This window comes from Pseudomonas sp. RA_15y_Pfl2_54 (assembly GCF_963971015.1).
GTDB lineage: Bacteria > Pseudomonadota > Gammaproteobacteria > Pseudomonadales > Pseudomonadaceae > Aquipseudomonas > Aquipseudomonas baetica_A.
On the sequence record NZ_CAXAPN010000004.1, the window covers coordinates 109,018 to 131,101 of the forward strand.

Genomic DNA, 22,084 nt, shown 5'->3' on the forward strand with positions numbered 1-22,084 from the left:
AGGCGTCATCAGCAGCACCCGATATTTCAGAGTAGACGATGACCTCACTGACAATCGCCAACCTCGCCTGGACACCCCTGGGCCACGGCCACTGCCATCACCAGTTCCAGCTGCGTGACGCCTCCTTGCGAGTGGCCGCCGGTGAGTTCGTCGGGCTGATCGGCCCTAACGGCAGTGGCAAAACCAGCCTGCTGCGGTGCGCCTATCGATTCAGTCAGCCGGAAAGCGGTGAGGTCAGACTCGATCACCACAACGTGTGGAAGCAATCCTCGCGCTGGTGCGCAAAACGCATCGCCGTGGTCTTGCAGGAATTCCCCGATGCCTTTGGCCTGACCGTCGAAGAAGTGGTCGCCATGGGCCGCACGCCGCACAAAGGCCTGTTCGATGGCGACACGCAGGAAGATCGCAACCTGGCGACTCAAGCGCTCAAGTCCGTCGGTCTCGACGGCTTCGAAGACCACGCTTTCGCCACGCTATCGGGCGGTGAAAAACAGCGGGTAATCCTTGCCCGCGCCCTGACTCAGCAACCGCAACTGCTGATCCTCGACGAGCCGACCAACCACCTCGACCCGCGTTATCAGCTTGAGCTGCTGCAACGAGTCAAGCGCCTGCAGATCGGCACCCTCGCCAGCATCCACGACCTGAACCTGGCCGCCGCGTTCTGCGATCGACTGTACGTGATCAACCACGGCCGCATCGTCGCCAGTGGCACACCGCAAGAAGTCCTCACCACCCAACTGCTGCGTGACGTCTTCGGCGTCGAGGCATTGATCGACTCTCACCCCCTTCACGACTACCCGCGAATCACCTGGATAACCCGACCATGACTGTGCGTTCCCTGCTTTGCGTCGCTCTTGTGCTGTGCAGTGCCCAAGCCTTGGCCGAGGCCACGAAATACCCGCTGACCGTTCAAAGCTGCAACCGCGAAGTGACGTTCAAGGAAGCGCCAAAACACGCGGTCAGCCACGACATCAACATGACCCAGATGATGCTCGCCCTTGGCCTCAAACCGAGGATGGCCGGTTACAGCGGCGTCAGTGGCTGGAAGTCAGTGACGCCCCAGATGCAGTCACTGCTCGACGGTTTGCCGGAGCTGGCCGCGAAATATCCGTCGGTGGAAACCCTGCTCAACGCCAACGTCGATTTCTTCTTCGCCGGCTGGGATTACGGCATGCGCGTGGGCGGCGATCTCACGCCGCAAACCCTGCAACCGCTGGGCATCAATGTGTATGAGCTGACCGAGTCCTGCGCGTTCGTGATGAAGCGCCCGGCGGCGACGCTGGACGACACCTATAACGACCTGCGCAACCTCGGGAAGATTTTCGACGTGCAGGATCGCGCCAATGCGCTGATCGCCCGGATGCAGGCGCAAGTCGCCGACGTGCGCAAAGACCTGCCCGCCGACAAGCCGCGAGTGTTCCTCTACGACAGCGGCGAAGACCGCGCCATGACGTCCGGCCGTCTCGGCATGCCGCAAGCGCTGATTGATGCCGCCGGCGGGCGCAACATTCTCGATGACGTCGAAGCGAGCTGGACGCGGGTCAACTGGGAGACCGTGGTCGAGCACAATCCGCAGGTCATCGTGATCGTCGACTACAGCGAAATCACCGCCGATCAAAAGATCGCATTCCTGCTGAAGAACAAGGCCCTGCAATCGGTGGACGCGATCAAGAACCAGCGCTTTATCGTCATTCCGTATGTGCAGGCCACACCGGGAATCGACAACGTGCTGGCTGTTGAAACACTGGCCAAAGGTTTCCACGGCGAATGATCAACCGTCGCTACGCCCTGTTGCTGATGGCCTTCGGCGCCCTGTTGCTGGTGTCGTGTGTGGTGTCGCTCGGCTTCGGCCCGGCGCGGGTGCCGGTGGACGTGGTGTGGCGGATTATCCTGCACAAGACGCTCGGTTTCGGCGAGCTGAACTGGAGCGCCGGGCAGGAACATATCGTCTGGCTGATCCGCGTGCCGCGCATGTTGCTCGGGGCGCTGGTCGGTGCCGGCCTCGCACTGATCGGCGCGGTGCTGCAAGCGGTGACGCGCAACCCTCTGGCCGATCCGCATCTGCTCGGTGTGACATCCGGAGCGACGTTGGGCGCAGTGATTGTGGTGCTGCACGTCGGTGAAATCATCGGCCTGCTGACCTTGCCGATTGCGGCGTTCATTGGCGCGTTGCTGAGCATGCTCGTGGTGGTGGCGATTGCCAGTCGCCATGGCCGGCTCGACAGCGATCGCTTGCTGCTGTGCGGTGTGGCGGTGTCGTTCGTGATGATGGCGATCGCCAATCTGCTGCTGTTCATGGGCGATCACCGCGCCAGTTCAGCGGTGATGTTCTGGATGCTCGGCGGACTCGGGCTGGCGCGCTGGGAGTTGCTCGCGGTGCCCGCGGCCAGCGTATTGCTCGGATTGTTTTTGCTGCTGGGCATGGCGCGGCCATTGAACGCGTTGATGGCGGGCGAGCAGACCGCCGTGACCCTCGGCCTGAATGCTCGCTCGGTACGCTTGCGGGTGTTTGTCATCGCCTCGTTGATGACCGGGGTGCTGGTGTCGATCAGCGGCTCCATCGGGTTTGTCGGGCTGATGGTGCCGCACATTGCGCGGCGTCTGGTCGGCGCCGAACATCGGCGCTTGCTGCCGGTGTGCATGTTGCTCGGCAGTGTGTTTCTGATCTGGGTCGATGTGGCCGCGCGCACAATGATCGCCCCCGAAGACCTGCCCATCGGCGTCGCGACCGCTGCCATTGGCGGGCTGTTCTTCATCGGTCTGATGCGCCGTCGCTGACTCTCCACCTTTCAAAACTGTGGGAGCGGACTTGCTCGCGAAGGCGTCGTGCCAGTCACCTTATGCATTGACTGACAGACCGCTTTCGCGAGCAAGCCGCTCCCACATTTGATTTTTGTTTACCACCAGATCGCGCCCCAATCTGGCGCGGCCGCCTGCACCAACGCTCCACGAGCGTTCCTTCATGGTGCACCCAACCCACGCGCAAGCGCTCTAAACCGACATTTTCCTGCCCATCCCCGACCGGGCACAGCCCTTGCAAAACACCCTTCAGTCGTCCGCATCTGCCAACCATAAAAAACTTTAACGTTCATGGAGATCGCACAATGAAGCGTCGCAGTTTGATCAAGGCTTTCACACTCACGGCATCCATTGCCGCGATGGGCATGACCTGGACTGTCCAGGCCGCCGAGACCATCAAGGTCGGGATTCTGCATTCGTTGTCCGGCACCATGGCGATCTCCGAAACATCGCTCAAAGACATGGCGCTGATGACCATCGACGAGATCAACGCCAAGGGCGGCGTCAATGGCAAGATGCTCGAGCCCGTTGTCGTCGACCCGGCGTCGAACTGGCCGTTGTTCGCCGAAAAGGGCCGGCAGTTGCTGACCCAGGACAAGGTTGCCGTGGTGTTCGGCTGCTGGACCTCGGTGTCGCGTAAATCGGTGCTGCCGGTGTTCGAAGAACTCAACGGTCTGCTGTTCTACCCGGTGCAATACGAAGGCGAAGAGATGTCGCCGAACGTGTTCTACACCGGCGCTGCGCCCAACCAGCAAGCGATCCCGGCGGTTGAATACCTGATGAGCGAAGAAGGCGGCAGCGCCAAGCGTTTCTTCCTGCTTGGCACCGACTACGTCTACCCGCGCACCACCAACAAGATCCTGCGTTCGTTCCTGCATTCCAAAGGCGTGGCCGACAAGGACATCGAAGAGGTCTACACGCCGTTCGGTCATAGCGACTATCAAACCATCGTTGCCAACATCAAAAAATTCTCGGCCGGTGGCAAGACTGCGGTGATTTCCACGGTCAACGGCGACTCCAACGTGCCGTTCTATAAAGAGCTGGCCAACCAGGGCCTGAAAGCCACCGACGTACCGGTGGTGGCTTTCTCGGTGGGCGAAGAAGAGTTGCGCGGCATCGACACCAAACCGTTGGTGGGCAACCTCGCGGCATGGAACTACTTCGAGTCGGTGGAGAACCCGGTGAACAAGAAGTTCGTCGCGGACTGGAAAGCCTACGCGAAGAAACACAACCTGCCGGGCGCCGACAAAGCGGTGACCAATGACCCGATGGAAGCCACCTACGTCGGCATCCACATGTGGGCGCAGGCCGTGGAGAAAGCCAAGTCCACCGACGTCGACAAAGTCCGCGAAGCCCTCGCCGGCCAGACTTTTGCCGCACCGTCGGGCTACACCCTGACCATGGACAAGACCAATCACCACCTGCACAAACCGGTGATGATCGGCGAGATCCAGGCCGATGGTCAGTTCAACGTGGTCTGGCAGACCGAAGGCCCGATCCGTGCGCAGCCGTGGAGCCCGTTTATCGAAGGCAACGACAAGAAGCCGGATTATGCGGTGAAGAGCAACTGAGCCACTGGGTGTCAGGGCCCGAGCACAAAACCCGGACCTGATGCAATTCCCTGTGGGAGCGGGCTTGCTCGCGAAGACGGCGGCACATCCAACATCAATGTGACTGACCCATCGTATTCGCGAGCAAGCCCGCTCCCACATTGTCCGCGTAAGGCCAATGACATGCTGACTGCCCTTTACCGTCTATTCCTCGCTATCGCGCTCTTACTGCCGATGGCCGCGCATTCCGGCGACGCCGAAGACTTCGTCGCCGCCAACGCCATGCAACAAGCCAAACTGCTGCAAGACTGGGCCGCGCAGCCCGACCCGGCCCGTATCGAGCTGATCAACGCCCTGCAACAAGGCGAACTGACCGTCGACGGCCAAGCCAAAACCCTGCGCCTGAACAACCGCCTGCGGGGGCTGATCGACACCGCTCTGGCCAGCCACCAATTGCTCGCCGCCGACGCCAAAATCCGTCTGGCTGGCGCGCAGCAATTGCAGAAAAGCGCTAAACCCGCGCAGCTGAAATTCCTCGACCAGCAACTGGCTGGCGAAACAGATGAAAGCGTCCACGCCGCCCTGAGTCTGGCCCTGGCCAATCTGCAACTGGTCGACACTGACCCGGCCGTGCGGCTGGCCGCCGTGCGCTTGCTCGGTAAAACCGGCGATCCGCTGGCTCGCACTCGTCTTGAAGGCTTGCTTGAACCCGGTGTCGAAACCGATGTCGGCGTGCGCACTGCCGCCCAAACCAGCCTCGCTCAGGTGAAACGCAAACTGTTGATCGGCGAAATACTCGGCCAGGCGTTCAGCGGCATGTCACTCGGCTCGATCCTGCTGCTCGCGGCGCTGGGCCTGGCGATCACCTTCGGTCTGCTGGGCGTGATCAACATGGCCCACGGCGAAATGCTGATGCTGGGCGCCTACTCGACCTACGTGGTGCAACTGATGTTCCAGCGCTACGCCCCACAGGCCATCGAGTTCTATCCGCTGATCGCCCTGCCGGTGGCGTTCTTCGTCACCGCCGCCATCGGCATGGCGCTGGAGCGCACGGTGATTCGCCACTTGTATGGCCGACCGCTGGAAACCCTGCTCGCCACCTGGGGCATCAGCCTGATGCTGATTCAGCTTGTGCGTTTACTGTTCGGCGCACAAAACGTTGAAGTGGCCAACCCGGCATGGCTGTCTGGTGGCATTCAGGTGCTGCCGAATCTGGTGCTGCCGTACAACCGCATCGTCATCATCGCCTTCGCGCTGTTTGTGGTGGTGCTGACCTGGCTGCTGCTGAACAAGACGCGCCTGGGCCTCAACGTGCGCGCGGTCACCCAGAACCGCAACATGGCCGCCTGCTGCGGCGTGCCGACCGGACGCGTCGACATGCTCGCTTTCGGTCTCGGTTCCGGTATCGCCGGCCTCGGCGGTGTGGCGCTGAGCCAGATTGGCAACGTCGGCCCGGACCTCGGCCAAAGCTACATCATCGATTCGTTTCTGGTGGTGGTGCTTGGCGGCGTCGGCCAATTGGCCGGTAGCGTGCTGGCGGCGTTCGGCCTCGGTATCACCAACAAGATTCTCGAACCGCAGATCGGTGCGGTGCTCGGCAAGATCCTGATCCTCGCGCTGATAATTCTGTTCATTCAGAAACGTCCGCAAGGCCTCTTCGCACTCAAAGGACGGGTGATCGACTGATGAACCAGCCTCTATTAGTCACGGCCACGCAAAAGGCTGGCCCGAAAATCACGATTGCCGTTGGCGCGGTGATCCTCGCGCTACTGATCGCAATGCCTTTGCTGTCGCTGTTGTCGCCGGAAAACGCGCTGCATGTCTCGGCGTACACCCTGACGCTGGTCGGCAAAATCCTCTGCTACGCCATCGTCGCGCTGGCGCTGGATCTGGTCTGGGGTTACGCCGGTCTGCTGTCCCTCGGCCACGGCTTGTTCTTTGCCCTCGGCGGTTATGCGATGGGCATGTACCTGATGCGTCAGGCCGCCGGTGATGATTTGCCAGCGTTCATGACCTTCCTGTCGTGGACCGAATTGCCGTGGTACTGGGCCGGCACCAGCAGCTTTGTCTGGGCCCTGTGCCTGGTGGTGCTGGCGCCGGGGTTGCTGGCACTGGTGTTCGGCTTCTTCGCCTTCCGTTCGCGGATCAAGGGCGTGTATTTCTCGATCATGACCCAGGCCCTGACCTTCGCCGGCATGCTCCTGTTTTTCCGTAACGAGACCGGGTTTGGCGGCAACAACGGCTTCACCAATTTCCGCACGATTCTCGGTTTCGGCATCACGGAACCGGGCACCCGTGCGGTGCTGTTCCTGGCCACGGTGTTGCTGCTGGTGGCGAGTCTGTTTATCGGCTGGCGTCTGGCGCAAAGCAAGTTCGGCCGAGTGCTGACGGCGCTGCGCGATGCGGAAAACCGCCTGATGTTCTGCGGTTACGACCCGCGTGGCTTCAAGCTGTTTGTCTGGGTGTTGAGCGCAGTGTTGTGTGGCTTGGCCGGTGCGCTGTACGTGCCGCAGGTGGGGATCATCAACCCGAGCGAAATGTCGCCGACCAACTCCATCGAAGCGGCGGTCTGGGTCGCCCTCGGCGGGCGCGGCACGTTGATCGGGCCGTTGCTTGGCGCCGGCGTGGTCAACGGCATGAAGAGCTGGTTCACCGTGGCGTTCCCCGAGTACTGGCTGTTCTTCCTCGGTGCGCTGTTCATCATCGTGACCCTGTATTTGCCCAAAGGCGTGATTGGTCTGCTGAAGAAACGAGGTGAACAATGAGAGTCACGGCAAGTGCTGAATTCATGCTCGAACCGGCCTTTTTTCCCGTGGAGCCCAACAAGGATGAGGGCACCAGCCGCGACTCGATCGGCCTTGGCCAGCGCGTTGGCCCGGGGCTCGACACGCGTCACGGGACGATCCTGACCCTGGAAGAGATCAGCGTCAGCTTCGATGGCTTCCGGGCGCTGAACAACCTCAACCTGTACATCGGCGTCGGCGAATTACGCTGCATCATCGGCCCCAACGGCGCGGGCAAGACCACGCTGATGGACGTGATCACCGGCAAGACGCGCCCCAGCCACGGCAAGGCCTGGTTCGGCGAAACCCTGGACCTGACGCAGATGAGCGAAGTGCAGATCGCCCAGGCCGGCATCGGCCGCAAGTTCCAGAAGCCGACGGTGTTCGAAGCGCTGAGCGTGTTCGAAAACCTCGAACTGGCGCAAAAAACCGACAAGTCGGTGTGGGCCAGTTTGCGTGCGCGCCTCAGTGGCGAGCAGAAGGATCGCATCAGCGAAGTGCTGGAGACCATTCGCCTGACCGCCTCGGTCAATCGCCCGGCGGGCTTGCTCTCTCATGGCCAGAAGCAGTTTCTGGAAATCGGCATGTTGCTGATGCAAGACCCGCAACTGCTGCTGCTCGACGAACCGGTCGCGGGCATGACCGACGCTGAAACCGAATTCACCGCCGAGCTGTTCAAGTCGCTGGCAGGCAAGCATTCGCTGATGGTGGTGGAACACGACATGGGCTTTGTCGGCTCGATTGCCGATCACGTCACGGTGTTGCACCAGGGCAGCGTGCTGGCCGAAGGGTCGCTTGAGCAGGTGCAGGAAAACGAGCGGGTGATCGAGGTCTACCTGGGCCGCTGAACTGCAAACACCCGCTCCCACAAGGGGATTTGAGGAGACTCTGAACATGCTGCAAGTCGACAAGCTGCACCAGTACTACGGCGGTAGCCACATCCTGCGCGGCCTGAGCTTTGACGTGAAGGTCGGGGAAGTCACCTGCCTGCTCGGGCGCAACGGCGTGGGCAAGACCACCCTGCTCAAATGCCTGATGGGTCTGTTGCCGGCCAAGGAAGGCGCAGTGAATTGGGAAGGCAAACCGATCACCACGTTCAAGCCGCATCAGCGGGTGCACGCCGGGATCGCTTATGTGCCGCAGGGCCGGGAAATCTTCGGCCGCCTGACGGTGGAAGAAAACCTGCTGATGGGGCTGTCGCGATTTCCCGGCAGCGAAGCCAAAGAGGTGCCAGGTTTCATCTACGAATTGTTCCCGGTGCTGCTACAAATGAAGCAGCGGCGCGGCGGCGACTTGTCCGGTGGTCAGCAACAACAGTTGGCCATTGGTCGAGCCCTGGCCAGCCGCCCGCGTTTGCTGATCCTCGACGAGCCCACCGAAGGTATTCAGCCGTCGGTGATCAAGGAGATTGGCGCGGTGATCAAAAAGCTCGCCGCCCGAGGCGACATGGCGATTCTGCTGGTGGAGCAGTTCTACGATTTCGCCGCTGAACTGGCCGATCAGTATCTGGTGATGTCCCGGGGCGAAATTGTCCAGCAGGGACGCGGAGAAAACATGGAAGCCGAGGGTGTGCGCGGACTGGTTACGATCTAACCTGTAGCGTCCTGACGATAATCAGAAAACATGAATTTACCTTTAACGACTGCCCTGTTTACCCCGAGCTGGCACGCCGAGCTGGAGTTGGCGTACGCCCGCTTCGGCGACTGCACGCGCCCGGTTCAGCGCCGGCACCTCGGCCCGCTGCGGGTGCAGAAGCATCTGTATGCCGAAGGCCCCGAGGTCTGCCAGCACATCATCGTCCATCCGCCGGGTGGCATTGCCGGCGGTGATCGGCTGGACATCAGCGCCCGCGTCGAACCACACGCCTGGGCGCAGATCACCAGCCCCGGCGCGGCCAAGTGGTATCGCGCCGCGGGCCCGGCCTTTCAAAAGCTCGACTTGAAAGTCGCTGCCGGAGCAACGCTGGAATGGCTGCCACAGGAAACCATCGTCTACAGCGCAGCACAGGCCGAGCTGACCACCTCGATTGAGCTTGAGGGGGATGCGCGGCTGTTCTACTGGGACGTGGTGGCGCTGGGTCGTCCGGCCAGCGGCGAGCGTTTCGACCTCGGGCATTTTCAATCGCACCTGGATATTCGTCGCGACGGTCGATTGCTCTGGCATGAGCGCCAGCGCATTGTCGGCGATGACGGTTTGCTCGATTCGCCGATAGGGCTGGACGGCCAACCGGTGTTTGCCACGTTGCTGGTGACCGGTGAGATTGATGCCGAACGGCTGGAACTCTGCCGCTCGCTGGGCCATGACGTGCGCGGGGATCTGACGCAGTTGCCGGGATTGCTGGTTGCCCGTTGCCTGGCGAGCGAGGCACTGCTGGCCCGCGCCTGGCTGATCGACTTGTGGCGCTTGCTGCGCCCCGCCCTGCTAGGCCGCGACGCCCTGCCCCCAAGAATCTGGAACACCTGAAATGCATGACAACTTTTCAATCTGCCCTGATGGATATCCACAATGGACCTGACCCCACGCGAAAAAGACAAGCTGTTGATCTTCACCGCCGGCCTCGTCGCCGAGCGGCGTTTGGCGCGCGGTGTGAAGCTCAACTACCCCGAAGCCATGGCCTACATCTGCGCCGCGCTGCTCGAAGGCGCCCGTGACGGCCAGACCGTGGCCGAGCTGATGCACTACGGCACCACCCTGCTGACCCGCGAACAAGTGATGGAAGGCATCCCGGAGATGATCCCCGAGATCCAGGTCGAAGCGACGTTCCCCGACGGCACCAAACTGGTCACTGTTCACCAACCGATCGTCTGAGGCCGGGCCATGACTTACAGCATTCGCGATGCGCTGCATGCCGACCTGCCGGCGATCCGCGACATTTACAACGACGCGGTGCTCAACACCGCGGCGATCTGGAACGACGCGCCCGTCGACCTCGGCAACCGTCAGGCATGGTTCAGCGCCCGTCAGGCCCAGGCTTATCCGATTCTGGTGATCGTCGACGCCGACAACGCGGTGCTCGGCTACGCTTCTTTTGGTGACTGGCGGCCATTCGACGGTTTTCGTCATACCGTCGAGCACTCGGTTTATGTGCGCAGCGACCAACGCGGCAACGGCCTCGGCCCGCAACTGATGAGCGTGCTGATCGAGCGGGCCCGGGCCTGTGGCAAACACGTCATGGTCGCCGCCATCGAAACTGGCAACGCTGCCTCGATTGCTCTGCATGAACGCGCCGGTTTCATCACCACAGGCCAGATGCCGCAAGTCGGCACCAAGTTCGGTCGCTGGCTCGACCTGACTTTCATGCAGCTCACCCTCAACCCTGGCGCGCAGCCGCCTGACGCCAACAAGGAGTGACATCGATGAACGCCGCCCAACTGCGCCGCGTCAATGCTGAAAGCTTTGCCCACTATCGTCAGGGCCTGATCGATCTGCTGCTCGATGCAGTGGGTTATGGCGCCAGTGTCGGATTCATGGCCGACCTCGATGCGGCTCAGGCTCGCGCCTATTTCGATGAGGTTCAGGACAACATCAACAAAGGCAGCGTGTTGCTCTGGGTGGTGGTCAAGGACGAGCAAGTGCAGGCCAGCGTGCAACTGGGACTGTGCCAGAAGGCCAACGGCCTCAATCGCGCCGAAGTGCAGAAGCTGCTCGTGCGCGAACACGCCCGTCGGCGTGGCCTTGGCCAGCAATTGATGAGCGCCCTGGAGCTTGAAGCCCCAAGACACAAACGCGGCATGCTTTACCTCGACACCGAAGCCGGCTCTCCAGCCGAAGACTTCTACAGGGCGCTTGGCTACATCCGCGCAGGTGAAATCCCCGACTACGCCTGTGACCCGCACGGCACCTACCGGCCAACCGCCCTCTACTACAAGATTCTGCAAGGAGCCCAGTGATGATTCCCGGTGAATACCAGATCCAGCCCGGCGACATCGAACTCAACGTCGGCCGCCGCACGGTCAGCCTGAAAGTCGCCAACAGCGGCGACCGGCCGATTCAGGTCGGCTCGCACTATCACTTTTTCGAAACCAATGACGCCCTGACCTTTGATCGAGCGGCCAGCCGTGGCATGCGCCTGAATATTCCGGCCGGCACGGCGGTGCGCTTCGAGCCGGGACAGAGTCGCGAGGTTGAGCTGGTGGATTACGCCGGGCATCGCCGGGTGTTCGGTTTTGCCGGACGGGTGATGGGTGATCTCTAAGTAATGCGGTGTCTGCTCTGGCCCCTTCGCGAGCAAGCCCGCTCCCACATTTGGACCGCGTTCCCTTGTGGGAGCGGGCTCGCTCGCGAATCTGTGAGCGCAGCGAACAGTCTCAAACTCAACTGAATTTCAAGGCGAACGAATGAAGATCTCCCGTCAAGCCTACGCCGACATGTTCGGCCCCACCGTCGGCGACAAGGTGCGCCTGGCCGACACCGAGCTGTGGATCGAGGTCGAAAAAGACTTCACCACCTACGGCGAAGAAGTGAAATTCGGCGGCGGCAAAGTCATCCGCGACGGCCAGGGACAGAGCCAGTTGCTGGCCGCCGAGGTGGTCGACACCGTGATCACCAACGCACTGATCGTTGATCACTGGGGCATCGTCAAAGCCGACGTCGGCCTCAAGGACGGCCGCATCGCCGCCATCGGCAAGGCCGGCAACCAGGACGTGCAACCCAACGTGACCATGGCCATTGGCGCCGGCACCGAAGTGATCGCTGGCGAAGGCATGATCCTCACCGCCGGCGGCATTGACACGCACATCCACTTCATCTGCCCGCAGCAGATCGAAGAGGCGCTGATGAGCGGCGTCACCACCATGATCGGCGGCGGCACGGGACCGGCCACCGGCACCAACGCGACGACCTGCACTTCCGGCCCGTGGCATCTGGCGCGCATGCTCCAGGCCGCCGACGCCTTCGCGATGAACATCGGCCTCACCGGCAAGGGCAACGCCAGCCTGCCGGAGCCGTTGATCGAACAGGTCAAGGCCGGCGCCATTGGCCTCAAGCTGCACGAAGACTGGGGCACCACCCCGGCGAGCATCGACAACTGCCTGAGCGTTGCCGATCAATACGATGTGCAGGTGGCGATCCACACCGACACCCTCAACGAATCCGGCTTCGTCGAAACCACCCTCGGCGCGTTCAAGGGCCGCACCATCCACACCTATCACACCGAGGGTGCCGGTGGCGGCCACGCGCCGGACATCATCAAGGCCTGCGGGTTTGCCAACGTGCTGCCGAGTTCGACCAACCCGACCCGGCCGTTCACCCGCAACACCATCGACGAACACCTGGACATGCTGATGGTCTGCCACCACCTCGACCCGAGCATCGCCGAAGACGTCGCGTTCGCTGAAAGCCGCATCCGCCGCGAGACGATTGCCGCCGAAGACATCCTCCACGACCTCGGCGCCTTCTCGATGATCAGCTCCGACAGCCAGGCCATGGGCCGTGTTGGCGAAGTCATCACCCGCACCTGGCAAACCGCCGACAAGATGAAAAAGCAGCGCGGCCCGTTGCCGCAGGATGGCGAAGGCAACGACAACTTCCGCGCCAAACGCTACATCGCCAAATACACCATCAACCCGGCGATCACCCATGGCATCAGCCATGAAGTCGGTTCGATCGAAGTCGGCAAGTGGGCCGATCTGGTGCTTTGGCGTCCGGCGTTTTTTGGTGTCAAACCGACGCTGATTCTCAAGGGCGGCGCGATTGCCGCCAGCCTGATGGGCGATGCCAACGCCTCGATCCCGACCCCGCAACCGGTGCACTACCGCCCGATGTTTGCCAGTTATGGTGGCTCGCTGCACGCCACCAGCCTGACCTTCATCAGCCAGGCCGCGCAGGAGGCCGGTTTGCCCCAAGCATTGGGTTTGAAGAAGAAGATCGCCGTGGTCAAAGGTTGCCGCGAGGTGCAGAAAACCGACCTGATCCACAACGATTACCTGCCGAACATCGATGTCGATCCGCAGACGTATCAAGTCAAGGCTGACGGTGTGCTGCTGTGGTGTGAACCGGCGGAAACGCTGCCGATGGCTCAACGCTACTTTCTGTTTTAGAGCCCGCGTCCCGAGTACGGACACTCGTGTCCGTACTCGAGATCCCTGCATAGGTGACGGTGTCCCGATTTACGGCGGGACTGATGACTCACCCACAGATCAGCCACGCTCTTGAATCCGCCCCGCTCAGTGTTGTATCGGCAATGAGATTACAAACATTCCATCATGGAGCCGGAAACAACAAAGCGACCATCTCGCGAGAGTAGTGATAATTCAACCTTAGTTCCTTACCCGCCGGAATATCCGTGGTTGCAAAAACAGTACTCAGCTCTAATCCTCTGCGAACCACCTCTCCCCCGGATCGGTCTTCGGCGTCAACGCGAAAAGCAACGGTTTCAACGTTATACCCTCCCGGCGATTGTCGCAGTGGCCGGCCGGCCGCGTTAAATACGAAGTTGGTGTTGATTCTGGAAACAATATTGTCGCCCACCACAACGATTGAAAATTCCCGTGGCCTGCCATCCTCTATAAAAGTGCCGGTAGTTGCGTACATGGCAAATGTTTGTTCGGCCAGTGACAGGCGAGCGGCAGGTACAAGATCTCCACCATATACCCCCATGATTTCCCCTTTGCTGATGCGCCGGTTCGCCACCACCATCGATTGTCCGATCAGAGCCTTTTCGCCGGGAACGATAATGTCTGCTTCAGTAAAGGTCCGTAACTGCAGTTTTTCCTCATACAACCTGGCAACCTGTTCAAAACCACCCGCCTTCAGGTAGGGCAGAACCTGCTCCGAGGTGTATCTGTTTCCACTGGCCATGGACGCTTCTGGCTCAATGCTTCTGACATACATCGGTTTGCCATCAATTCCCCTGATCGGATATTTACCATTGTTGGCACGGTTGTATGAGCCCAGCTTGTTGTTCTCGCCCGAATAACGCACGTAGTGGCGCATGCTGCTGAGTTCTTCAGGGGTATAAGGCTTGATCGGCATCGACTCCGACGCCAGTTCAAAAACATCATCGGGAGAATCCGATCGCGTCGGCAATGATTCCAGCGCCAATTCGAACTCTTCATCGGAATGCCCGGCCTTCATTCCGCCCTTGCGACCTCGACGATGCCAGGTACCCGCCGCATCGGGAGTGGCAATGATCCCGCTGCTGAGCAGCTCGGACGGTTTTTGAGGGTCGCGTACCCGCAGCAGGTAATGCTGCCCGTCTCCCGCGTCAGGTGACCGGGCGGCGAAGTATTTGGCGCCGTTGAATTCCACTTCGTGCGCGGCCGACAGTTTCAGTTGCACGGTTTTGTCAGATGCGAATATCCGAGGGCTGGCGGATCGGCTGGCACCCGATCCGAATTCACTCAGCTCGGCCCATTGCCCACTGACAGGATCACGCTCCAGCGCAGGCCCCGACGCAAACCGTTCGCTTTCCAGTCGTGCCCGGTACAGACCGGTTTGCGGATCCGTTGCGACAGGCACGATATCTCCGCCCGACACTTCGGCATAACCACGTCCCTTGACTGACCGTAAACCGTGCGCGTCGGCCTCCGGCAGTTGGACCGACGCCCTGAACGCGTAATCTGGCAAAGTGTTTCGAGTCACCGCCCGGGCGAAGTCGGGAGGGGGGGTGACCGCGCTGATCGTGACCGTGGATGCTGGCAAAGATGTATCAGGCGTCACGCCGGCGGCGGTGCCGTCACCGCGCAGATTTCGCGCTGGCGCGATGTCAGGAGAAAGGAAATCGAAGCGGTGTAGCGTATCGCGAGGCGGCGAGACAGCGCCCGACGGTGGCGTGGGCCCTGTGTGCCCATCGACAGAGGCAGGGCCTTTGGAAGGCGGTTTTCGTACCATGAATTATTCGTCCTTGAATAGGTTTTATCAGTGACCGACATCGGTAACCGAGTAGCGTGCTGCATGATTGCTTGTTGACTGTGTAACTGCCGCGCCCGGTATCAGACAAGTACATATCCTTATGTACGACGCTATATAAACAACACAACCAAAACATCTTATAAAACGGAAAGCATGCACTTAAGATCATCTGCAACTCTTTCATGCACGATAAAAATACCAGATATCTCGCAGATAAAAACAACTAAAAATCATCAAGAAACCGCTCACAAAGAGCAGCCAATCATTCACAATTTCGAAGTTTAAATTTATGAATCAATACCAAACAGTACTATCAGTACAATAGAAACTTTCCGATACGTATCAACGGTACTGTGGCAGGGGCTACAAAGAGGTTAATATCCCGAAACAATCCAGAAGGGAACCTGCCATGCGCCTATCCGAATTCATCAGGCAACACGTTGATCGTATCGTCGATGAATGGGAGGAGTTCGCAGGCACCATTACGCCCGCCGCCGATTATCTGGACTCGACCGCGCTGCGTGATCACGCCAAGGCCATCCTGCTGGCCGCCGCACGGGACATGAACAAACCGCAGAGCCCCGACGAGCAAGCGGCCAAAGCCAAGGGTGAAGGCCTGGAAGTAACCCCCAGCCTCAATCAGGCCGGCTCCAGCCATGGCGAACTGCGCCACACCGTCGGTTTTGATCTGGTGCAGATGACCTCGGAGTTTCGCCACTTGCGCGCCTGCGTGATCCGCCGCTGGGTCGAAAGTCTGGGGACGCCGGAGATGGTGTACTTCCAGGACATGATCCGTTTCAACGAAGCCATCGACCAAGCGTTGGCCGAGTCGACTGCGGCATACGCCGAGCAGGTCGAGCGTTCGCGGGACATTTTTCTCGCCATCCTGGGGCACGATTTGCGCGTGCCGCTGCAAGCGGTGAGCATGTCCAGCGAATTGCTCTTGCGCAAAACCAGTCTGGAGGGAGATGCGCTGACCTGTGCCCTGAACATCAAGCGTGGCGCCCGGCACATGGCGTCGATGGTCAGCGACTTACTCGAACTGGTGCGCTGTCGTCTGGGAAAGAGCCTGCCGATCGAGTCAGTGCCAATGGACATGGCCGACGCTGCAAGGGCAGCGATTGCCGAGGCCCGCGCCGGCAATCCGCAGTGCCATCCAACGTTGAAAATCAGCGGCGACACTCACGGAACGTGGGACGCGGGGCGGATCGATCAGTTGCTGCAAAATCTGATCGGCAATGCCTTGCAGCATGGTTCGAATCAACGCGACGTAGCGATCGACCTCAGGGGCGAAGGCGACAGCGTGCTTGTGTCAGTGCATAACCACGGTACGCCGATTCCCGAAGAGGCGATTGGCACGATTTTCGACCCGTTGGTGCGCAGCGCCGACGAGCAACTCGGTCAGCCGTCAACCAGCCTGGGGTTGGGTTTGTTCATCGTCAAGGAAGTGGTCAGCGCCCATGGCGGGACGATTGAAGTCAGCTCGAACGAGGCTGACGGGACGCGCTTCAGCGTGGTGTTGCCCAGAAACGTTTAGTCAGGATTAGCGCGTTATCGTTCTTCGCGAGCAAGCCCGCTCCCACAGAAGTCCGCATTTCACTGCGCACCGAAGTCCGCATGCCAATTGTGGGAGCGGGCTTGCTCGCGAAGGGCCATGCCCAAACAACCGATCGACATCAGACAAGCTATTCGACCACCAAGCGTCCCAACCGCTGCTTGAGCATGCGGTTCTCGGCCCGCAGTTGGCGAACCTCCTCAAGCAGATCGAGCGCCAGCGCCACCCCTTCCCACTCCAGCTCCAGATCGCGCCGCAACTTGGCGGCGCGTTTGGCCAGGGCCAGTTCGTAGTCGGTGAAACGCCAGTCCCGGGGCTGTGCGCCCTGAGGTTCGAGGATGCCGTGTTCGACGATTTCGATCACGTAGACGTCCGATAAATCGGCTGCCTCACAGAATTCTGCCATGTCCAGTTGAACGATCAGGGGGCTGCTCATGTTGGGCTACTCCGTCGCTGGGTTCAGAAGTTCTCTCGCGGATTGAAGGCGGCTTTCTTCGCCAGTTCCTGCCACAACGCGATGACCTCATCGTCTGCGGTTTTCGGCATGACGGCCTTGAGCTGCACGAACAGGTAACCGCGCTCGCCCGCCTTGTTTTTCAGACCATGACCCTTGGCCCGCATGCGCTGACCGTTCTGGCTGCCGGCCGGCACTTTGAGGTTGATCTTGCCGGTCAGGGTCGGCACGGCCACTTCAGCCCCCAGCACCAGCTCCCACGGCGCCAGTGGCAGCGTGATGATCAGGTTGTCGCCTTCGACATCGAACTTGGGGTGCGGCGCAAAACGAATCGTCAGGTACAGATCGCCATTCGCCCCGCCACCGATGCCCGGTGCGCCCTGGCCTTTGAGGCGGATGCGCTCGCCGTCGGCCACGCCTGCCGGGATCTTCACGTTCAGGCTCTTGGTGGTGTTGCTGACGTGCTGGCCGTTAGCGTTGTATTGCGGCACCTGGAAGGTGACTTTCTTGGATTCGTTCGAAAGCGTCTCTTCAAGGAAAACCGGCAGTTCCATTTCCACGTCTTGCCCTCGGCGTCCCGTACTGCGTTGTTGCCGACCTTCGCCGCCACCGAAACCGGGGCCGCGATTGCCAAAGATCGAACTGAAGAAGTCCGAGAAATCGCCGGTGTCCTGACCGCCGCCAAAGCCGCCACGGCTCTGCCAGCCCGGCGGCCCCTGGAACGGTTGTCCGTGCTGGCCATAGCGGCGCAGTTCGTCGTATTCGGCGCGTTTGTCCGCGCTTTTCAGCGCTTCATAGGCTTCCGAGGCATCCTTGAACTTGGCCTCGGCGTCTTTTTCCTTGCTGACATCGGGGTGGTATTTGCGCGCCAGCTTGCGATAGGCCGCCTTGATGGCCTTGTCGTCTGCTGTCGGCTCCACGCCGAGTATCTTGTAATAGTCTTTGAAGTCCATTGAAGGAGTCACCATCCGTTATCGATTTCGCGCCGATGCCAGCATGCGCCTATTTGCGCGTGCCGGGTTGACCGATCTCAAACTTGTGACCGGGTGGCGCAACAGAAGTTTATCGGCAGTGGGCGGCGGTTCTTGCGACCGCCGGTATGTCTGCCTGCCCATGCCAGCAAGTTTGGGGCAAAGCTGAGACTTTCAACCCAGCGTGCTCGTGAAATAGCTGATGACCGGCCTTCGAATCTGCCGCGCACTGACATACACTGCGCGGCCGTTTTTTGACCGGAACCCGAAAGACATGAACAACGCCTCTCCAGCCCGTGCCTGCGGCATCGACTTCGGCACGTCCAACTCCACCGTCGGCTGGCTGCGCCCCGGCATGGAAACGATGATCGCGCTGGAAGACGACAAGATCACCCTGCCGTCAGTGGTCTTCTTCAACATTGAGGAGCGCCGTCCGGTGTACGGTCGCCTGGCGCTGCACGAGTACCTGGAAGGCTACGAAGGCCGGCTGATGCGCTCGCTCAAGAGCCTGCTCGGCTCCAAGTTGATCAAGCACGACACCAGCGTCCTGGGCACCGCGATGCCGTTCAAGGACTTGCTCGGTCTGTTCATCGGTCAGCTCAAGAGCCGTGCCGAAACCGCCGCCGGTCGGGAATTCGAGCAAGTGGTGCTGGGCCGTCCGGTGTTTTTCGTCGATGACGATCCGCTGGCCGACCAGGAAGCCGAAGACACGTTGGTAGAAGTCGCGCGCAAGATCGGCTTCAAGGACGTGTCATTCCAGTACGAACCCATTGCCGCGGCCTTCGACTACGAGTCGACCATCGAGAAAGAAGAGCTGGTACTGATCGTCGACATCGGCGGTGGTACGTCCGACTTCTCGCTGGTGCGTCTGTCGCCCGAGCGTCGCGGTGTGGATAACCGTCACGACGACATCCTCGCCACGGGCGGCGTGCACATCGGCGGTACCGACTTCGACAAACAACTGAGCCTGCAAGGCCTGATGCCGCTGTTCGGCTACGGCAGCCGTATGAAGAGCGGCGCCTACATGCCGACCAGCCACCACATGAACCTGGCGACCTGGCACACGATCAACTCGGTGTACTCGCAAAAATCCAGCCTGGCGCTGGGCAGCATGCGCTACGACATCGAAGACACCGGCGGCATCGATCGCCTGTTCAAACTGATCGAACAACGCGCCGGGCACTGGCTGGCGATGGAAGTGGAAGAGACCAAGATTCAGCTCACTCATACCGACAGCCGGCATGTGCCGCTGGATCGCATCGAAGCCGGGCTGAGCGTGGAACTGACCCGTGCCCTGTTCGAATCAGCCATCGACGCGCAACTGGAACGGGTTCGCGGCAGCGTCACGCAACTGTTGAACGACGCCAATGTATCGGTAGGTCAGGTGGATACGGTGTTCTTCACCGGTGGTTCCAGCGGCATTCCGGCGCTGCGCAACAGCGTCTCGGCGATGCTGCCGAATGCGCGACATGTCGAAGGCAATATCTTTGGCAGCATCGGCAGCGGTCTGGCGATTGAAGCCATGAAGCGTTATGGCGCCATGGCCTGATCCGAAATCGGCGGTGCGCCCTTCGCGAGCAAGCCCGCTCCCACACTGGATTGCATTCTAGCTGAAGGAATGCGGTCAAATGTGGGAGCGGGCCTGCTCGCGAAGAGGCCCGCTCAAACACTACAAAATCTGAATCAAACCATCCCGCCCAGCTTCAACTCACTCTTGAGATACGCGTAGTAAATCGGCCCCGCCACCACCCCCGGCAGGCCGAACGCGGCCTCGAACACCAGCATCGCCAGCAGCAACTCCCACGACTTGGCACTGATCTGCCCGCCGACAATGCGCGCGTTGAGAAAGTATTCGAGCTTGTGGATAAAAATCAGGTAGCCCAGCGCCGCCAGCGCCACCCAGATCGACAGCGACAGACCGACAATGGTAATCAGGGTGTTCGACATCAGGTTGCCGATCACCGGCAGCAGGCCGAGCAGGAAGGTCAGCACGATCAGGGTTTTGGTCAGCGGCAGTTTGATGCCGAACATCGGCAGGATCACCGCCAGGAAGATGCCGGTGAAGAAGGTGTTGAGCAGGGAAATCTTGATCTGCGCGAAGACGATGTTGCGAAACGCCTGCACCAGCAGGTGCAAGCGGTCGAACAGTGCGGCGGCCAGCGGCTTGCGCTTGGTCACGTCCGGTATGCGCTGCAGCGCGATGATTGCGCCAAGCACCATGCCGATCAGCAGCGTGACGAACATGTGCGCTGCGTCCTTGCCCACCAGTTGCAGATCGGCCAGGTGTTTGCCGGCCCATTCGCCGATCGCCACGCGAAATTCCGCCGCACTGGCCGGCAGGTAGGCGTCGATGAACGGCGGCAACTGACCGCGCGCGCGATCAATCACGCCCATGAATTTGTCGAGCGACGCCCCGGGATTTTCCGCTTCGTGCAGCAGGAAACTGATGGCGCCGGCGAAGAGCAGCGCCAGCACACTGACCACCAGCGTACCGAGCAACGCCACCGCCAGCCAACGTGCGCGGCGGCCTTCAATCAGCCGTTGCAGTTGCGGGGTGAGCATGTTGACCAATTCGAACACCAACAATCCGGCCAACAGACTGGGCAGCAAGCGCAGCGGCAACACCAGCAGCAAACCGCCGAAAATGATGATGCAACTGACCCAGAACACAACATGACGCTGAGAAAACGTTGGCATACAGCCTCAAAACGAACGGCGTAAAAGGATGGGCAGTCTGCCAGCGATCCGGGGGGAGCACTAGAAATATGCAGGGGCGAAGGGTGTGGGTGCGCTCAATGGCCCCATCGCGAGCAGGCTAGCTCCCACTGGGGTACGCATTTCAATGGGGGAGCGAGCCTGCTCGCGAAGAGGCCGGCCCGTTCGCCGCATATCCCTGCTGATTACTTTTTCTTCAGGCAATCACTCATGAAAGTCTTGCGTGCATCGCCGGTCAACGCCTTGGTTTTCGCATCAGCGTTGCAGGTTTTCATTTTCTGCTGCTGGGGCGTCATCGCCTTGCCATCGTTGGCTGCTGGCGCGGCTTTGAGGCAGGTGCTCATGAACGTTTTGCGCGCATCGCCTTTCAGGCTCTTGGCGGTCGCATCGGCATTGCAGGTGGTCATTTTGTTCTGTTGCGCGGTGGCGGCAAAACCCTGGAAGCACAGCAGCAGACCGATCATCAACAAAGGGACACGCAACATCTTCATGGAGTTTTCTCCTTGTCGCCGCACCGATGGATGCGGCCTACGCAGAAGTGTAGCCAAATCTTGTTACACCTTCCTGCCTTCCAGGTGGCTGCGCCGGTACTGCTCCGGCGTACATCCGGCCTGACGGGCGAACATGGCGATAAACGCCGAGCCACTGCTGTAACCCAGGTCGAAGGCGATTTCCTGCACGCTGCGCGACGTTTCCAGTGCATCGATCGCGGCGAGATAGCGCAGGCGCTGGCGCCACTCACCGAAACTCATCCCCAGTTCGCGCACGAACTGCCGAGCCAGCGTGCGTTCGCTGACATGCACTTGCGCCGCCCACTGTGCCAACGGCTGGTTGTTGCCCGGATAGGCCTGCAACGCGTCGAGGATCGATAGCAAACCGGGACTGCTGGCATACGGCAGGTAACACTCATGCACCGGCGCCTGTTGCAGTTGATCGACCAGCACCTGGGCCAGACGCTGATCGGCATCGTGTTCGGGGATCTTCACGTCGCGGGCGGCGAAGTCCTTGAGGATCGCCTTGAGAATGTCGCTGATCGCCAGCGTGCAAGCCCGCGCCGGCAACTCGGCACAGACCTTGGGCGCGAGACACACCGCCCGATAATTGACCGGTTGATGGCTGTAGAAACTGTGCTCGACCTGCGGCGGCACCCACACCGCGTATTGCGGCGGCGACATGAAACGGCTGCCGTCGACGTCCATGTGCAGCACGCCATGAGCCGCATACTCCAGCGTGCCCCACGGATGGCGGTGCGGCGCGGCGAATTCGTGGGCGTTGAAGTCGGCGTAACGGAAGTACACCGTCGACGGCAGTTCGCTGAAATCCAGCAGATCGATGTGTTTGCTGTTCATGCTGTCCGGTTTCAGAGGCAGGTTGTCCGGTTCGAAGTATAGGGCTGTATCCAGACA

Annotated in this window: 22 protein-coding genes; 16 read left to right on the plus strand and 6 right to left on the minus strand. The window is 60.6% G+C overall.

Annotated features, from left to right (window positions below; translation table 11 throughout):
- Positions 1-38: 38 nt before the first annotated feature.
- The 14 genes from AACY50_RS04350 to ureC all read left to right on the plus strand — a co-directional run bounded on the left by AACY50_RS04350 (position 39) and on the right by ureC (position 13,170).
- A complete protein-coding gene (locus AACY50_RS04350; protein ID WP_339431824.1) occupies positions 39-827 on the plus strand; it encodes an ABC transporter ATP-binding protein in 789 nt (262 codons plus the stop codon).
- Complete coding sequence (locus AACY50_RS04355; RefSeq protein ID WP_339493968.1) at positions 824-1,771, plus strand: ABC transporter substrate-binding protein; 948 nt, start codon at positions 824-826, stop codon at positions 1,769-1,771. The genes AACY50_RS04350 and AACY50_RS04355 overlap by 4 nt, the downstream gene beginning before the upstream one ends.
- Positions 1,768-2,778, plus strand: a complete 1,011-nt coding sequence (locus AACY50_RS04360) for a FecCD family ABC transporter permease (RefSeq protein WP_339431822.1) — start codon at positions 1,768-1,770, stop codon at positions 2,776-2,778. The genes AACY50_RS04355 and AACY50_RS04360 overlap by 4 nt, the downstream gene beginning before the upstream one ends.
- 326 nt (positions 2,779-3,104) lie before the next feature.
- Positions 3,105-4,370, plus strand: a complete 1,266-nt coding sequence (gene urtA, locus AACY50_RS04365) for an urea ABC transporter substrate-binding protein (protein WP_221732833.1) — start codon at positions 3,105-3,107, stop codon at positions 4,368-4,370.
- Between the two features lie 162 nt (positions 4,371-4,532).
- Positions 4,533-6,035, plus strand: a complete 1,503-nt coding sequence (gene urtB, locus AACY50_RS04370; protein WP_339538208.1) for an urea ABC transporter permease subunit UrtB — start codon at positions 4,533-4,535, stop codon at positions 6,033-6,035.
- Positions 6,035-7,114 carry an urea ABC transporter permease subunit UrtC gene (urtC, locus tag AACY50_RS04375; protein ID WP_339431819.1) on the plus strand — a complete coding sequence of 360 codons (1,080 nt, stop codon included), beginning with the start codon at positions 6,035-6,037 and terminating at the stop codon, positions 7,112-7,114. The genes urtB and urtC overlap by 1 nt, the downstream gene beginning before the upstream one ends.
- The gene (gene urtD / locus AACY50_RS04380) at positions 7,111-7,980 is read left to right on the plus strand and encodes an urea ABC transporter ATP-binding protein UrtD (protein WP_401159194.1); all 870 of its coding nucleotides are present in this window, start codon (positions 7,111-7,113) and stop codon (positions 7,978-7,980) included. Before urtC ends, urtD begins: the two co-directional genes overlap by 4 nt.
- 46 nt (positions 7,981-8,026) lie before the next feature.
- The gene (gene urtE / locus AACY50_RS04385; RefSeq protein ID WP_103306101.1) at positions 8,027-8,725 is read left to right on the plus strand and encodes an urea ABC transporter ATP-binding subunit UrtE; all 699 of its coding nucleotides are present in this window, start codon (positions 8,027-8,029) and stop codon (positions 8,723-8,725) included.
- A gap of 30 nt (positions 8,726-8,755) precedes the next feature.
- Complete coding sequence (locus AACY50_RS04390; RefSeq protein WP_339538209.1) at positions 8,756-9,595, plus strand: urease accessory protein UreD; 840 nt, start codon at positions 8,756-8,758, stop codon at positions 9,593-9,595.
- A 42-nt stretch (positions 9,596-9,637) separates the two neighbouring features.
- On the plus strand, positions 9,638-9,940 hold the full coding sequence (ureA, locus tag AACY50_RS04395; protein WP_339431817.1) for an urease subunit gamma: 303 nt from the start codon (positions 9,638-9,640) through the stop codon (positions 9,938-9,940).
- Positions 9,941-9,949: 9 nt separating this feature from the next.
- Positions 9,950-10,483 (plus strand): GNAT family N-acetyltransferase, encoded by a 534-nt coding sequence (locus tag AACY50_RS04400; protein WP_339431816.1) that lies wholly within the window; start codon positions 9,950-9,952, stop codon positions 10,481-10,483.
- Positions 10,484-10,488: 5 nt separating this feature from the next.
- Positions 10,489-11,022 carry a GNAT family N-acetyltransferase gene (locus tag AACY50_RS04405; protein WP_339431815.1) on the plus strand — a complete coding sequence of 178 codons (534 nt, stop codon included), beginning with the start codon at positions 10,489-10,491 and terminating at the stop codon, positions 11,020-11,022.
- Positions 11,022-11,327: an urease subunit beta gene (locus AACY50_RS04410; RefSeq protein WP_007915947.1), complete on the plus strand. Its 306-nt coding sequence runs from the start codon at positions 11,022-11,024 to the stop codon at positions 11,325-11,327. Before AACY50_RS04405 ends, AACY50_RS04410 begins: the two co-directional genes overlap by 1 nt.
- Positions 11,328-11,469: 142 nt before the next feature.
- Entirely contained in the window at positions 11,470-13,170 is a 1,701-nt protein-coding gene (ureC, locus tag AACY50_RS04415) for an urease subunit alpha (RefSeq protein WP_339431814.1), read from the plus strand.
- Between the two features lie 163 nt (positions 13,171-13,333).
- Here ureC and AACY50_RS04420 read toward each other — a convergent pair whose 3' ends face one another.
- Positions 13,334-14,962: a hypothetical protein gene (locus AACY50_RS04420; RefSeq protein WP_339538210.1), complete on the minus strand. Its 1,629-nt coding sequence runs from the start codon at positions 14,960-14,962 to the stop codon at positions 13,334-13,336.
- Between the two features lie 430 nt (positions 14,963-15,392).
- Between AACY50_RS04420 and AACY50_RS04425 the strand changes: the two genes are divergently transcribed.
- On the plus strand, positions 15,393-16,520 hold the full coding sequence (locus tag AACY50_RS04425) for a sensor histidine kinase (protein ID WP_339431812.1): 1,128 nt from the start codon (positions 15,393-15,395) through the stop codon (positions 16,518-16,520).
- A gap of 148 nt (positions 16,521-16,668) precedes the next feature.
- Here the strand turns inward: AACY50_RS04425 and AACY50_RS04430 are convergent, their stop codons facing one another.
- Together AACY50_RS04430 and AACY50_RS04435 are read right to left on the minus strand one after the other, a co-directional pair.
- Complete coding sequence (locus AACY50_RS04430) at positions 16,669-16,974, minus strand: chaperone modulator CbpM (protein WP_339431811.1); 306 nt, start codon at positions 16,972-16,974, stop codon at positions 16,669-16,671.
- A 23-nt stretch (positions 16,975-16,997) separates the two neighbouring features.
- Positions 16,998-17,945: a DnaJ C-terminal domain-containing protein gene (locus AACY50_RS04435; RefSeq protein ID WP_339431810.1), complete on the minus strand. Its 948-nt coding sequence runs from the start codon at positions 17,943-17,945 to the stop codon at positions 16,998-17,000.
- A gap of 292 nt (positions 17,946-18,237) precedes the next feature.
- Between AACY50_RS04435 and AACY50_RS04440 the strand changes: the two genes are divergently transcribed.
- Positions 18,238-19,512, plus strand: a complete 1,275-nt coding sequence (locus AACY50_RS04440; RefSeq protein WP_339431809.1) for an Hsp70 family protein — start codon at positions 18,238-18,240, stop codon at positions 19,510-19,512.
- Between the two features lie 134 nt (positions 19,513-19,646).
- Here AACY50_RS04440 and AACY50_RS04445 read toward each other — a convergent pair whose 3' ends face one another.
- From AACY50_RS04445 to AACY50_RS04455, 3 genes are all read right to left on the minus strand, one after another.
- Positions 19,647-20,660, minus strand: a complete 1,014-nt coding sequence (locus AACY50_RS04445; protein WP_221732846.1) for an AI-2E family transporter — start codon at positions 20,658-20,660, stop codon at positions 19,647-19,649.
- A 203-nt stretch (positions 20,661-20,863) separates the two neighbouring features.
- Entirely contained in the window at positions 20,864-21,169 is a 306-nt protein-coding gene (locus AACY50_RS04450) for a PsiF family protein (RefSeq protein WP_339464598.1), read from the minus strand.
- 63 nt (positions 21,170-21,232) lie between these two features.
- On the minus strand, positions 21,233-22,027 hold the full coding sequence (locus tag AACY50_RS04455) for an AraC family transcriptional regulator (RefSeq protein WP_339431806.1): 795 nt from the start codon (positions 22,025-22,027) through the stop codon (positions 21,233-21,235).
- Between the last annotated feature and the right edge of the window lie 57 nt (positions 22,028-22,084).

Coding starts and splice junctions, on each gene's coding strand:
- AACY50_RS04390 (WP_339538209.1), top strand. CDS start 8,756: ATGAATTTACCTTTAACGACTGCCCTGTTTACCCCGAGCTGGCACGCC.
- AACY50_RS04410 (WP_007915947.1), top strand. CDS start 11,022: ATGATTCCCGGTGAATACCAGATCCAGCCCGGCGACATCGAACTCAAC.
- urtD (WP_401159194.1), top strand. CDS start 7,111: ATGAGAGTCACGGCAAGTGCTGAATTCATGCTCGAACCGGCCTTTTTT.
- AACY50_RS04455 (WP_339431806.1), bottom strand. CDS start 22,027: ATGAACAGCAAACACATCGATCTGCTGGATTTCAGCGAACTGCCGTCG.
- AACY50_RS04350 (WP_339431824.1), top strand. CDS start 39: ATGACCTCACTGACAATCGCCAACCTCGCCTGGACACCCCTGGGCCAC.
- ureA (WP_339431817.1), top strand. CDS start 9,638: ATGGACCTGACCCCACGCGAAAAAGACAAGCTGTTGATCTTCACCGCC.
- AACY50_RS04445 (WP_221732846.1), bottom strand. CDS start 20,660: ATGCCAACGTTTTCTCAGCGTCATGTTGTGTTCTGGGTCAGTTGCATC.
- urtC (WP_339431819.1), top strand. CDS start 6,035: ATGAACCAGCCTCTATTAGTCACGGCCACGCAAAAGGCTGGCCCGAAA.
- AACY50_RS04440 (WP_339431809.1), top strand. CDS start 18,238: ATGAACAACGCCTCTCCAGCCCGTGCCTGCGGCATCGACTTCGGCACG.
- urtE (WP_103306101.1), top strand. CDS start 8,027: ATGCTGCAAGTCGACAAGCTGCACCAGTACTACGGCGGTAGCCACATC.
- urtB (WP_339538208.1), top strand. CDS start 4,533: ATGCTGACTGCCCTTTACCGTCTATTCCTCGCTATCGCGCTCTTACTG.
- AACY50_RS04420 (WP_339538210.1), bottom strand. CDS start 14,962: ATGGTACGAAAACCGCCTTCCAAAGGCCCTGCCTCTGTCGATGGGCAC.
- urtA (WP_221732833.1), top strand. CDS start 3,105: ATGAAGCGTCGCAGTTTGATCAAGGCTTTCACACTCACGGCATCCATT.
- AACY50_RS04360 (WP_339431822.1), top strand. CDS start 1,768: ATGATCAACCGTCGCTACGCCCTGTTGCTGATGGCCTTCGGCGCCCTG.
- AACY50_RS04405 (WP_339431815.1), top strand. CDS start 10,489: ATGAACGCCGCCCAACTGCGCCGCGTCAATGCTGAAAGCTTTGCCCAC.
- AACY50_RS04355 (WP_339493968.1), top strand. CDS start 824: ATGACTGTGCGTTCCCTGCTTTGCGTCGCTCTTGTGCTGTGCAGTGCC.
- AACY50_RS04450 (WP_339464598.1), bottom strand. CDS start 21,169: ATGAAGATGTTGCGTGTCCCTTTGTTGATGATCGGTCTGCTGCTGTGC.
- ureC (WP_339431814.1), top strand. CDS start 11,470: ATGAAGATCTCCCGTCAAGCCTACGCCGACATGTTCGGCCCCACCGTC.
- AACY50_RS04430 (WP_339431811.1), bottom strand. CDS start 16,974: ATGAGCAGCCCCCTGATCGTTCAACTGGACATGGCAGAATTCTGTGAG.
- AACY50_RS04400 (WP_339431816.1), top strand. CDS start 9,950: ATGACTTACAGCATTCGCGATGCGCTGCATGCCGACCTGCCGGCGATC.
- AACY50_RS04425 (WP_339431812.1), top strand. CDS start 15,393: ATGCGCCTATCCGAATTCATCAGGCAACACGTTGATCGTATCGTCGAT.
- AACY50_RS04435 (WP_339431810.1), bottom strand. CDS start 17,945: ATGGACTTCAAAGACTATTACAAGATACTCGGCGTGGAGCCGACAGCA.